An 11,210-nucleotide genomic window follows, 5' to 3' on the forward strand; every position below is an offset into this window, starting at 1 on the left:
ATATATGGTTATCGGTAATGATGGCTTCACTGGATGCGGCATAGATGGCATAGGTCACGCTTCCAGATGTGATCTCGATAAAATTCCCGGAGACGGTCGCACGATCCACGGCATTTAAGGTAATCCCTGCGATTGCGCTTGTGCMCTTCATAATATTATCGCTGATGATGATATTTGGAATGTTCACGTTATCCGAACTGATGCGGATCATATGGCCGTTGGACGAATTGAAATTCTCGATGGTGTTCCCRCGAATGATMACCTTTKYCGGKGGTATSCCACCMGTTGTAGGATTGTTAATTAGAATCCCGTAACTTGTTGTRAAGTCKATGTTCATAATGATATTGTTCTCAATGATCAACGTACCATAATCCAATGCTTGATCTCCAAAACCTCCCGCCGCAATGCACGCGATCGGAAAGACTGCTCCCGCACCGTCGATGATGTTGTTTGTAATAATTACATCTTTAACAACCTTGGATATGCTTTCATTGACCACAGAGATCCCGTTGTACCGAAAGCCCTTGATATAGTTTCCGTCAATCACGATCCCGGTGCAATTGTGAAAGTCGATACCTTTGCCTACATTATCAATCGCCCGAACGCCGATGACGGAGATTCGAAAGTTCTTGGTATATGTGGGCACATCATGCGCCGTAACCCCACTTACACCGTACCCTTCGATAGTACCGCCATTGTCGCCGCCGTTTAAGTTGTATTGACCGCCGATGACTTTCATGTCGGTGCATCCATGGAAGCCGAGCCCCATGTATTTATTGCTGTTGGAATCACAGTTTAACACCATGCCACCTTTAACAAAGGAAAGTTTCATTCCTTCGTCGGATGTACCAGATACCTCAACCGATTGCAAAAACGCATGTTTAAAGGTTGTCATGTTGATACCGCTCAACTTACCGCGAGTCGATGATGCATAGGTGTGTTGGATTGAGATGTTTTTAATCTCAACCTCGCTCGTGGTCGTTCCGGTGATATTTAAGATTCCGGCATAATCGGTAGGCTCCGCTACAGTTGATGTGATCTTAACATCTCCATAACCAACAATACGAATTTTCCCGTTGCTCGGAACTGTAATTGTAAGTGCGCCTTTTACCAGATATTCTCCAGGCGGGAATGCAATTTCATCGCCGCCCGAATCAATTGCTTTTTGAATACTCGCCGTGTCGTCATGTACTCCATCGCCTTTAGCCCCGTACGCTTTCACATTTACAAGAATATTCCCGAATACATTCGCGTTATTGTTTGAATTGGCTTGCGCCCAAATCTTCTCTCCCGCATATTGAACCACATTACCACCCCGATTCGCTGTGAACTAAAATAACTTCTGGTTTTTGGAACGAGGCGAACATTTCGCTCTCCATTTGGTTGTATTGCTGGGAATACCCCGAAGAAATATCGAAATCTCGGCTATTCTCTGCAATCTCTTTGCACACATAGTAAACGAACAACATGTGGTAGTCCGGGTCAAGTGATGGTGATATATTCAGATTACTTTCAGATAAGGGGTCAGGCACCTCGTAAAACCAAATAGTCAACGTTGTTTTCGATAAATCAGGCGTAGGGTAAATATCGATCCAATCCCCTGTCGCTGTTCCGATAAACGAATAGAAGTTATCGTCTTTTGCAGAATCGTTTATCCTTTTATCAAAGTATCGTTTACCATCCACCATCACTTGGAACACATCGTCGATGTTCATAACCAGTGGGTATGTGGGCTGATCCGGCACAATCGCATAGTCCACATAGGTTTGTTTTTTCATCTTGCGGTATAACCGTAACTGCAGGTTGTTGATTTTCCGCACTTTCGATGCGCTACTAACTGCGTTGGGGTACTTCTCATCGATTTCGGCTATGATTTCGGTGAGTGTCATGGTTCCACCTACTCTTCCAAGATTTCAATGACAAACTCGTTTTCTCGTTCTTCAACCTTCTGCCAGTTCGTTCCATCCGGCACATCGGGTCGAATGAAATCCCCTTCCACTCCTGTTCCAATCTTTGGTACCGTAATAGTCATAGTGCCTCCACTTTAAAATCATCGAACCGGGGTTCTAATGAATTAGTCGAAATTCCGTGACTCGTCGCTGTTTGATTGAATGTTTCGGTTACATTAATGCGTTCCACTCCATTAACTAACATTTTTATGGTACTCCCCGATAAATCCAAAGTTACCGTATCACCCGTCAGAGGTGCGGCAGCGTAGGTTCCAATACTTGTGAATACATCAGCCACTTTTCTGTAAAGAATGAAGCTTGTTGTCGTTATTACTACCGCCAGCATGTTGCTCAAATTACTGCACCTTGCAACTAAACGCATTACTTGTCCACCCGTTGCCATCACAAGACCAATTTTCATTGTAACCTTGCAATCCGAAACCCCAGATTGAATGACAGCAGTATCCGTTCCGTCGACAACCGTAACAAGGTAGGCGGTGTTATTTTGTATCCCCCACATACCGCGTAGAACATTCCATATCTGACCTGTATCCGTATTACCTAGAGTCGTGGCGCTGTTGGAACGATTAAAGGTGTCCAGCACAATGGTTTTAGTACCTGTAATCCCGCCACTTCCCATCCCAAGATTCATACCCAAGTAAATACCGATGGACATATCAATACACCGCCACGATATTGGTTGCCGTTGTTCCTGTAGAAAGGACTTGTGTTGCTCGAATCGGGTGAATGATACCAGAAGCCATCGCCGTAAAGGTAACCGTTGTCCCGTTTAATAATTTGACTGCCACATTACCCGCGACCCCCACGTAAATCCCTCTAGTTGGCGCAAGTACTGTGGCATCACTCGGCGTTACCGCTACGCCACCAATTCCGCTACCTGTGTCTACTGTTCTCATACTAGCTAACCCCCTTTAAATGATCGCGCATTTGTTCGGTACCCCACTTATGGAATCCCATTGGTTTATCTGGCAGTTTCGCCATAAGCTTCATCAAATCTGGACGTTTGAGGCTTTCTATCGCGCCTTGTGGATCGTGTGTATGGTCATCGGAAGGTTCTTGCTTGATTCCGCTGTTTTCGTTGATTAGAAGGGCTAGTAGACGGTTAGTCTCGATTTGCTGTTCGTACTGCATTAGCGCTAGTTGTCGGTCAATAGTGGTTACATTTGCTTTGATTTGTTCCAATGAGTACATGCGGCACCTCCTAAAGAAATAAGAGGAGCCACACGGCCCCTCATGGTGATTACGTATCGGGTGTCAATCGTTTGCAAGCTCCGGCTGCTGTTACGTATACAAGAGCTGACTTGGTTGCTGCTACCGATATTGCGGTAGTGGATGCTACCTTTATGCTTGCGGCTAATGTGGCATCGTTGTTAACGACAAAATAGAACTTCCCGGGTAAGTTCGGTACGATAAAGGCGTTTGTCGCGTGACCCGTGGTCACTTCAATGAGTCCGATAGTGAGACCCTGCGCATCGGTTAGTGTTACATCGCCACTTGCCAGCGATTGAGCTGCTAATACTTCCGTCATCTGCGACTGAGCGCCCAGAACGTTTACCCCTGTATAGCCCGTAATAGTTCTGCTAGGTAATGCGATTAATGGCATGCGTGTCTCTCCTTTATACAAAAATAGGAGGCCGTAGCCTCCATTAACTCAATACTGTTCCCATTCCGGGATTGACTTTCGAGATAGCTCTCCAGTTGTTAGGACCAGCGCCGTAACGGGAACGACCTTTCCATACGTTGTTGTCCGTGTTCTCGTCAATGTAAGATTTCACAGACAATGGAATGCGCTCCAGCCAAATCAAGCCGCCATAATCCTTATTGAAGTTGCTGTCCATGACGTACCACGTGTCTGTTCCCGGTGTAATTCCAGACGTATTGTTCAGATACGGAGACTCGATGACGGTCCATTTACCGAACTGATAGGAGAAACTGTTGTTCGCTGTACCTGGAATACCATCCGCTCCGATCGCGTCAAACACCAATTTCTTCAAGCGTGATTTCGACGGGATGATGATTGTGTCTGGCATGATGTTGAGGATATTTCCGTCATCATCGGTGAAATATTGCATGGCTTCCTCGACCATACACAAGGCATCGTAGGAGAACGGATTTCCGAAGTAGTTGGATTGGTTTCCTGTGCCGCCTGTGATCGACGTATGGGCTGTGCTGAACAGTGCCAAACCATCATTGCATGTGATGTTGAAGGATTTCTGATTCGCGCCGAATGGCATAGTTGTGCTTTGTCCATTGTTTAGGAAAGATGCAGCGAATTGTTCGCGACCACGGTTGTACGCTGTTGTAAAGATCCCGGCCCCTTGCGTGATGCCCTTGCCGATCTTCTGATCCTCCACCATCTTCTGAGTGATCTCGAACGAGTTTTTCCACTCATCCGGTTCAATCAGTTTGGAGTACCCTTCACGAACTGTATTCCGTGGGTAAGCACCACCCTCGCCAACAGGTTCGAAGTTAGCCAATGCTGTTGCGCTGGTGTACTTCTCGCCATAGTTATTTGTGTCATCCTCCATAAACACGTCAGGGATCATTGAAAACTTTTGGAACGCCTCAATGCGCTCCTCCACAAACATTTTAATCGGGTCTTGCGACTTCCCGAACAAACTATCATTGACACCTGATGCTTCTGAAAATACTATTCCTGCCATTGTTTACCCTCCAATTGGATAAACATGAGGGGCAGTAGGAGTCTACCCTACCATGCCTCACCCCATGTTTTATGATTATCTGCGGAAGAACCCGCGAACTGTGGAATTTGTTGTTGCTCCGTCTGTACGAGAAATTTGAAAAGTGCCGCTTGTCGTTGTGGCTGTTACTTTGGTTGCTGTTGTATCCAAAGTGACTTTTGAGCCTATTAATGTAGCTGCCGCGGTCACAGTTGATATGGTTTCAAATTCGCGGTCTTCTTTAACCCTAATAACAGGCAATAGCACCGTCGATGTAGCCTGTGCCGTGCGATCACATACGGAGATAAAATCCGGTGTCGCTGTTGCTGCACACTTGGTCAATCTACCTGATGTCAGCACAAGTGCCTCACCCATCGTCGCTCCCTCTGCATCGGTTAAAAGGTAATACTCGTATGGATCAGATGCGYCGTTCAACGAGCTTGATTGCTTGAATCCTGCACTTCCCATTGTTTATGCCTCCTTAACGTTTCATCATTTGTTTTTTCTTCCAGGCGATAATCTCCGCATCCGTCTTCTTGGTTCCTGTCTTTCTAAACAAGGCCATTTCTTCGGGCGTAACAATCATCACATCATCCGCCGCTTGGCTCCCGCTCGGCTTGAGGTGATCCTTGCTTCTCGCATTGTTGCGTGTTGCCTGCGCTGCCGCCTTCGCCCGTTTTTCCATGATCATGTCAAGGTTAGCGAGTTCGAACGCATCCTTCAGGTCGTGACCCTTGTTCACTCGCTTGGCGATATCATCCCAGTTCGGTAGCTTTTCGAGTGTCTGCATAAGATCCTTCATGTCCTTAACTTCTGCTATATCCACGTCTGGATAAGCTGACTTCAATGTCCGAATCTCGGCGTTTACTGCTTCACGCTGTTCAATCTGCTTGGCCTTGATTACGTCCGGGTGGTTGGCTGCCTCCTCCTTGGCAATTTCCCTGACCGCTTCGTAATCGATGCCTTGTTCCTCATATTTCTGTTTTTTCTTTTCTTCCGCTAATGCTTGTTTGTACTCGTCCATCGTGTTAATACCGATGTGACCATAATTTTCTTTGGCCCATTTGTCATCCTCACGGATTTTTCGTTCGGCAGCTTCTTTCTCGCGCCTCAGATCCGCAAAGGCTCTATCCATTTCAGGGGATTGCTTCGGTTTATCCTGCGGGTCAACGGGGTCCGCAACCTCATTCTGGTCCATTTCGTCTAGTGGAGCCTCTACAATCTCTTCCGATTCAAGTTGAGGATCAGCGATTTCCTCCGGTGCTGCGTCTACAGCCTGGTCATCTGCAAAAAGTTGCAGGTTTAAGCGTAATCTATATGTTTTCATCCTTGTTTCCTCCCACGTTTACCCTCGTCAGGGAATGCTCGTCTTTCCGAGTGTCATGAATCAATTACTTCTTGCTGCCTCTGGCGCGAAGGTCACCACCTTTGGTCACAGTACCTTTCATGCTAGCTGTCTGCTTGTTCGGTGCTTCGAACTTGCCGCTTGAGGCGTTGGTTACGTTGTACGTTCCAGCGCTGCCATTCGGTCTGTTTGTTCCTGCCATCTGTATCACCCCTTTCTAACTCGTAAACTGGCAATATTAAAGGGCACCAGCGTCTCAGCCAATGCCCTGCTTTTCTTTGCGGTATGCTCCAATCTTCTCTTCCCAATCAGTGAATCCAGCCCATTTAAGCACCATCTCGTTTAATTCAATGTCGCAAGGTGTGCATAGCGGACGATAGACATTCCCATCCGAACAGATTTGCCATTGAAACGTTGCCTTACTTCCGCATTTAAAGCATTTCAAACGTCTTATTCCAATCTCTGTGTACGGTTTTGTTCTCACTTCACGCCGCGCCACCCATCGCCTGTTGCATAATCGCTTGCTGCTCCTCTGGTGGTAGCTGTTGGAACATAGCTAGTTGATCAGGCGAAAGCTGTGACATCATCTGATCATGTGTCTTCTGGTTATCCTGCTGCAACTTTGCAGAATCAATCTGCTGCTGTTGTGCTTGCATTTGCATCTGCTGTTGCTGCATCGCGGCTTGTTCTTGCATTTGCTGCTCGATTTGCGCCTTGATCTGCTTCGCCATCGGGAAGTTTAGGTATTCCAGTATGGTCCAATACTGAAGCTTATCGATTGCGCCGACCTGCAGCATCTCTTTGACTTGGTTGTACATAAAGATCGGGTCTTTTGGAAGCCCGGAGCCGACATCCGATGAGAACAGGAAGTCCGTGTTATAGTAAAACTCCCCTTTGTCGTCCGTCAGAATGAACTTGTACTTGTCGAATTCCATGTATGTGTCGTTACCATTCTGATCTTTGGCTGTATAGGGTCGCTTCTCGTCGTAAAACGCAAGCATGAACTGAAACATTAGCTCGAACAGTTCCTTGTAAGCTGCATTCTTGTTGAATTGCTTCGACTGCAACCGTCCGCTAGCTTGCTGTACCTGAATCTGCTTGGCTTTACCACTCTGGGCGGTCGAATCTTCTTTACCTTGGAAGCTATCAGTGATGCCTAGCATGGACTGAGCTTGCTTGTAGATAACTTGGGTGTACTCAATGTCCTTCTGGATGTCCGCTTGTAAGTTCTCTACTCCGAAGAGTTGTAATTGCTGTGCCGTACCCTTAATGACCTGATTAATTTGGTCCGTGATCGCTACATTGTGATCATCAGCAGCCTTGATGATCGAACCGCCTTTGATGATCTTTTCTTCCATCTTCGTGACAACCTTCTTAATGGTGTCCTGATGGTCACGTATCACATCCAAGTCGCTCTGACCACCGAAATCAAAGTTCTTCGGCACGTTGCGGCGAACGACGAAGGGGAAACAATCGGGCACATAGTATGGTACCTGCGTGCCAGCCAGTAGAACCATGGGCTGTCCTGTCTGTGGATCGATGGAACCGATGGTTGTATCGAACGCTAATGTCTCCATCTCCATGATCTCGCCCGTTTGCTCGTCCCTCCGGTAATAATACTTGGGCAAATCCTCCAACACGGTGTCATTGATCCATGTAAACTTTCCGACATCGCCTTCTTCGTCAAGATACCAGCACACAATTTCGGTCAGCGTACGATCGATCAACGTTGTATTCGTCTTCGTTATTCCTGCCAAACTGGTGTTATCGGGGTACTGTTCGGTTTGATTCGCCAAATCCTGCCCATATCTTCGCTCCACATACTCGGTTGTGACTTTCGACAGCACGAAGAAGTAATCCATGTACTTTGTCCGGTATACTCCCGGCTGCATGATGAACTGCTTCGGATGCCTACTGTAAAGCTCCATTTCGCCATCGTATAGGTGATGCCTATTATCATTGTTCCAACATAGCTCCATGATGCTRTAYCCCTGTACRGGCGTTATRCGYTCGCAAGCATCSGTTACATCCTCRGTRTCCATCTGCTTGAGYTTGTCRCTKATGCAATCCTCRATCATATGCGCCTGTTCCTCGTAAGGCTGACGCATACTCCTMACRCTCGGCTGCGGRATYTGSGTGTTMACYTGWGTCTCGATGAACTCGAACACGATGTTGTACACRGTRTTGGCGTATTTGCTSGGCAKYTGATTGGTGTTCACRTTCTTATCAACGGATCGWGARCCYAGATAGATGTACTCGCGCTGATCCATGATGTCCARGTTGAAGTCRGCWCKGGCMRYWGCYAGYTTATCCTTCCAYTTCTGCAAATCRTYCGCTTGCTTGTTGTCGATCTCGATGCCTTCCTKTACATCAGCTACGACTTCTTTCACTTTGTTCACCACCTTTTTGATCGGTGCTAGTAAGTCCATRCTATGCYCCTTTCACCAATCCCCATTTAATCGCCAATCGTTTCTTCTCCTCAGCACTCGCTCGGTTGTAATCTTCCTGCAAGTCYGCRTCTARCTTGCTTATGTCGATCCTTACCGCATTATCGACCGTGTACGACTGCTGATCGCGTATGTGGTAGGTTATGGCTAATCCCATCAACAAGTCATCGTGTGCGCCTTCCTGTGCTTCAGCACGACCGTTCTCATTCTTGACGAATGTAAGCATCTCTTCCAACGTGGCAATGTCGTTAATGCAGCTCGCCGACTCTCTGACCAACGTCACCAACTCGGCTATGATAAGCGGCCTTGTGTGCTTGCCCGTCATGAAACCGAAGCGCTTCTCAAGCTTGTGKGTGAAGCTATCCTGCACCTCGCGCATGTACATTTTGGGATAGTTCCATTCCTCGAACTTGCGTGTCGGGTAGGTGGAGAAGTTAACTTCGATTCCCACTAGAGCCGTGTTGTAGTGCATCGCTAAGCAGTAGGCTTGCTGCGCATAGTCGATCTCGTCGTACTGCTGATGCAGGACCGCCGCTTGATTGCCTGTTGTGTTGTTGATCACATGGCCACTAAAGTAATCCGATCCTTCTCCGGCTGTGTCCCCACCGAACACGTATGGAGCCTTCACAGGATCCTCGTAGATCCGCACATGACCGTTAGGATCATCCATCCACTTGATGTCGAACGGCTTCATATCGCTGCCATGCTCAAACACAAAAGAACCAACCTTGAGCGGTTGGCGGTTGCGTAGGTATGCGATTCGTTCGGATACGATCTGTTTAGGGAATATCGTCTTGCCCAGTACGCCCCATTCACCTAGAGCATAGACGCTGTAGTAATACGGGTCCGTCAGTTTGAACGCTTCCAGTTCTTTCTTCGTTCCTTCGTCCAGGAATGGGTTATCTTTATAGGTGCTGTGCATGGTGAGTGCATCGGGTTTTTGTGTGTCGAAAAACTCTTTCTTCAACCAGTGGTTAATGTCGATCGGGTTGAAACTGATGATCATTTGGTTATAGTTACACTTGCCCCGCATCCGAATGTTGAGCTGCCGGAAGTCGTCAGTCGTGCATTCGCTGGCTTCCTCGATCCAAATGTTTGTGATGCCTTCGATTGATTTACGCTTCTCTACCTTGTCTAAGCCATAGAATAGCGCCTCATTGCCGTTTAACTTGCACTTGATATATATTTCACTACTGCGACCTGTTGGGATGTAGAATAAATCCTCGAATCCCCAGTCGTGGATTACTTTGATCAAGTCAGCGAATACCGAATCCCTTAATGTATCCCCTACCTTGCGAACAATCATGAAGCGATGTCCCTTTTCAGCAAGCATCCGGAATACAATCTTCTGAGCGCTAAACTTTGATTTTCCTGACCCACCTCCACCCATAAGTACAAGGTGACGTGACTGGTTGAAGTACAGCGGATAAAACTTGGTATTGGTTAACAATGGTAGATTGGATAGGTCTACAGTTATTGGCATGTCATTGCTCTGGTGGAGGCGGTAGTTTCAAGGCGTATTCGACACTTGCGTTCATATCGACCTCTTGCTTATTCGTCCACCGTTTATAATTGTTGTTGAGGTTAAATTGTATCCCATTGATGTTCCGTGCGTTCTTATCGAACAACTGTTCCTCGGCATAGTTCTCAATTTTAGCCTTCGCCCGCGTAACCGTGTCAAAAAACTCTTCACTATCTTCATAATTCAACAAGGTTTGTCGGCTTGTTTCAAGGAATACAGCTAGTCCGGATATAGTAAACGGCTTAACTTGATCCTTAATGATTTCCCCGTGCCTATCGTAAATGGGAACCCAAGTCAGCTTTTCGTCTTGACCGATGAGTTGTTCCCACCTCTCCTCATAGCACGACTCAAAGTAGGCGTCAATCTTCTTCTGCAGCTCTTTGGCAGACTTGAACTTGAGTGGTCTGCCTGTTTTTGTTGTCTCCTCTGCCATATTCTCACATCCCTAGTTTGGATTCCACTCAACTACCTCTGAGTATCGACTAACATCATAATTCGATTCTTTGTCCGCAAGGTAAGCAGTCGAGATCTGCCTCGCCTGTTCTTCGGTCAGCGTGATGCCCTCTTGAATCAATGTGTACGTTTCGTCTTTCTTGCTGTAAGAAACTCTGAACATGTCACTCATCCTCACTCACTCCCTCTCTTGTCCTTTATGCAATCGTTTATGCATTGCGAAAGTACTAAGGTGCTGTTTCGCCTGACTTTCTCGCATAGTTATTCAAAGCGTTGAATGATTCCGCCATTTTATACAGGCTCGACCCGTGGCACAAACCCGTACAGTTGCATGGGTAGGTACACTTTTTAGGACCGTATATTGTGGGATCTCCCATTGCGACCCATTGCGGAGGCTTCCCTAGTGGCGGTTTGATGTGCACTCCATCTCGCCTCATGTCATCCATGATCTTCTGATAGTCGGCTAACTCTTGTGGTGTTCCTTCTATGGTGATTCCATTGATGATTGCTTTCATAACCTTCCTCCTCGGCCTCCGCTATCGCTGAGCGGTTTCGGTCGTTCCGATGTAAAACAAAAAGAAGCGTCATAGCTCGGGTGGTGGTGTAACCCGTTATGCGCTTCTCTGGTTTTTTGAGGGTCGGCTAACTCCCTCGTTCTGCCGTTGCAGTGGTTGCGCCCTAACCCTCGTCAAGCGCTATGCCGTCGGCTCCTACGTACTCATTGCCTTTGGTTCCCGTACCGTGGATTTAGGTAACAGCCATCAGCAACGATTGCCGCCATGACCTATATCC

The 11,210-nt window shown here is 47.1% G+C and carries 16 protein-coding genes; all 16 read right to left on the reverse strand.

Translation table 11 applies throughout. The features are described from left to right. Positions 1 to 1,306: glycosyl hydrolase family 28-related protein (locus AC1DWB_RS28435; RefSeq protein WP_477544471.1), on the reverse strand; the 1,306-nt coding region annotated here is incomplete at its 3' end. A 1-nt stretch (position 1,307) separates the two neighbouring features. Continuing rightward, complete coding sequence (locus AC1DWB_RS28440; RefSeq protein WP_477544472.1) at positions 1,308 to 1,889, reverse strand: phage adaptor protein; 582 nt, start codon at positions 1,887 to 1,889, stop codon at positions 1,308 to 1,310. Between the two features lie 8 nt (positions 1,890 to 1,897). Further along, positions 1,898 to 2,032, reverse strand: a complete 135-nt coding sequence (locus tag AC1DWB_RS28445; RefSeq protein ID WP_477544473.1) for a hypothetical protein — start codon at positions 2,030 to 2,032, stop codon at positions 1,898 to 1,900. Further along, on the reverse strand, positions 2,029 to 2,625 hold the full coding sequence (locus AC1DWB_RS28450; RefSeq protein WP_477544474.1) for a hypothetical protein: 597 nt from the start codon (positions 2,623 to 2,625) through the stop codon (positions 2,029 to 2,031). Before AC1DWB_RS28450 ends, AC1DWB_RS28445 begins: the two co-directional genes overlap by 4 nt. A gap of 1 nt (position 2,626) precedes the next feature. Next, entirely contained in the window at positions 2,627 to 2,866 is a 240-nt protein-coding gene (locus tag AC1DWB_RS28455) for a spike base protein, RCAP_Rcc01079 family (protein ID WP_477544475.1), read from the reverse strand. Between the two features lies 1 nt (position 2,867). Continuing rightward, positions 2,868 to 3,161, reverse strand: a complete 294-nt coding sequence (locus AC1DWB_RS28460; protein WP_477544476.1) for a hypothetical protein — start codon at positions 3,159 to 3,161, stop codon at positions 2,868 to 2,870. 49 nt (positions 3,162 to 3,210) lie between these two features. Beyond that, the gene (locus AC1DWB_RS28465) at positions 3,211 to 3,573 is read right to left on the reverse strand and encodes a hypothetical protein (RefSeq protein ID WP_477544477.1); all 363 of its coding nucleotides are present in this window, start codon (positions 3,571 to 3,573) and stop codon (positions 3,211 to 3,213) included. Positions 3,574 to 3,616: 43 nt separating this feature from the next. Continuing rightward, complete coding sequence (locus tag AC1DWB_RS28470; RefSeq protein WP_477544478.1) at positions 3,617 to 4,633, reverse strand: phage major capsid protein; 1,017 nt, start codon at positions 4,631 to 4,633, stop codon at positions 3,617 to 3,619. A gap of 75 nt (positions 4,634 to 4,708) precedes the next feature. Next, positions 4,709 to 5,119 carry a hypothetical protein gene (locus tag AC1DWB_RS28475; RefSeq protein ID WP_477544479.1) on the reverse strand — a complete coding sequence of 137 codons (411 nt, stop codon included), beginning with the start codon at positions 5,117 to 5,119 and terminating at the stop codon, positions 4,709 to 4,711. 13 nt (positions 5,120 to 5,132) lie between these two features. Next, positions 5,133 to 5,978, reverse strand: a complete 846-nt coding sequence (locus AC1DWB_RS28480; protein ID WP_477544480.1) for a hypothetical protein — start codon at positions 5,976 to 5,978, stop codon at positions 5,133 to 5,135. Positions 5,979 to 6,042: 64 nt separating this feature from the next. Beyond that, positions 6,043 to 6,198, reverse strand: a complete 156-nt coding sequence (locus AC1DWB_RS28485) for a hypothetical protein (protein WP_477544481.1) — start codon at positions 6,196 to 6,198, stop codon at positions 6,043 to 6,045. A 283-nt stretch (positions 6,199 to 6,481) separates the two neighbouring features. Beyond that, on the reverse strand, positions 6,482 to 7,975 hold the full coding sequence (locus AC1DWB_RS28490; protein ID WP_477544482.1) for a portal protein: 1,494 nt from the start codon (positions 7,973 to 7,975) through the stop codon (positions 6,482 to 6,484). A gap of 451 nt (positions 7,976 to 8,426) precedes the next feature. Continuing rightward, complete coding sequence (locus AC1DWB_RS28495; protein ID WP_477544483.1) at positions 8,427 to 9,926, reverse strand: PBSX family phage terminase large subunit; 1,500 nt, start codon at positions 9,924 to 9,926, stop codon at positions 8,427 to 8,429. 1 nt (position 9,927) lies between these two features. Next, positions 9,928 to 10,398 (reverse strand): terminase small subunit, encoded by a 471-nt coding sequence (locus AC1DWB_RS28500; RefSeq protein WP_477544484.1) that lies wholly within the window; start codon positions 10,396 to 10,398, stop codon positions 9,928 to 9,930. Between the two features lie 12 nt (positions 10,399 to 10,410). Further along, positions 10,411 to 10,590 (reverse strand): hypothetical protein, encoded by a 180-nt coding sequence (locus AC1DWB_RS28505; RefSeq protein ID WP_477544485.1) that lies wholly within the window; start codon positions 10,588 to 10,590, stop codon positions 10,411 to 10,413. Between the two features lie 55 nt (positions 10,591 to 10,645). Continuing rightward, positions 10,646 to 10,933: a hypothetical protein gene (locus AC1DWB_RS28510; RefSeq protein ID WP_477544486.1), complete on the reverse strand. Its 288-nt coding sequence runs from the start codon at positions 10,931 to 10,933 to the stop codon at positions 10,646 to 10,648. Between the last annotated feature and the right edge of the window lie 277 nt (positions 10,934 to 11,210).

This window comes from Paenibacillus sp. P4_E11 (assembly GCF_056401635.1).

What these genes read in the sequence shown, in the direction of transcription:
- AC1DWB_RS28440 (WP_477544472.1), bottom strand. Translation starts at nt 1,889, where the DNA reads ATGACACTCACCGAAATCATAGCCGAAATCGATGAGAAGTACCCCAAC.
- AC1DWB_RS28445 (WP_477544473.1), bottom strand. Translation starts at nt 2,032, where the DNA reads ATGACTATTACGGTACCAAAGATTGGAACAGGAGTGGAAGGGGATTTC.
- AC1DWB_RS28450 (WP_477544474.1), bottom strand. Translation starts at nt 2,625, where the DNA reads ATGTCCATCGGTATTTACTTGGGTATGAATCTTGGGATGGGAAGTGGC.
- AC1DWB_RS28455 (WP_477544475.1), bottom strand. Translation starts at nt 2,866, where the DNA reads ATGAGAACAGTAGACACAGGTAGCGGAATTGGTGGCGTAGCGGTAACG.
- AC1DWB_RS28460 (WP_477544476.1), bottom strand. Translation starts at nt 3,161, where the DNA reads ATGTACTCATTGGAACAAATCAAAGCAAATGTAACCACTATTGACCGA.
- AC1DWB_RS28465 (WP_477544477.1), bottom strand. Translation starts at nt 3,573, where the DNA reads ATGCCATTAATCGCATTACCTAGCAGAACTATTACGGGCTATACAGGG.
- AC1DWB_RS28470 (WP_477544478.1), bottom strand. Translation starts at nt 4,633, where the DNA reads ATGGCAGGAATAGTATTTTCAGAAGCATCAGGTGTCAATGATAGTTTG.
- AC1DWB_RS28480 (WP_477544480.1), bottom strand. Translation starts at nt 5,978, where the DNA reads ATGAAAACATATAGATTACGCTTAAACCTGCAACTTTTTGCAGATGAC.
- AC1DWB_RS28485 (WP_477544481.1), bottom strand. Translation starts at nt 6,198, where the DNA reads ATGGCAGGAACAAACAGACCGAATGGCAGCGCTGGAACGTACAACGTA.
- AC1DWB_RS28490 (WP_477544482.1), bottom strand. Translation starts at nt 7,975, where the DNA reads ATGGAGCTATGTTGGAACAATGATAATAGGCATCACCTATACGATGGC.
- AC1DWB_RS28500 (WP_477544484.1), bottom strand. Translation starts at nt 10,398, where the DNA reads ATGGCAGAGGAGACAACAAAAACAGGCAGACCACTCAAGTTCAAGTCT.
- AC1DWB_RS28505 (WP_477544485.1), bottom strand. Translation starts at nt 10,590, where the DNA reads ATGAGTGACATGTTCAGAGTTTCTTACAGCAAGAAAGACGAAACGTAC.
- AC1DWB_RS28510 (WP_477544486.1), bottom strand. Translation starts at nt 10,933, where the DNA reads ATGAAAGCAATCATCAATGGAATCACCATAGAAGGAACACCACAAGAG.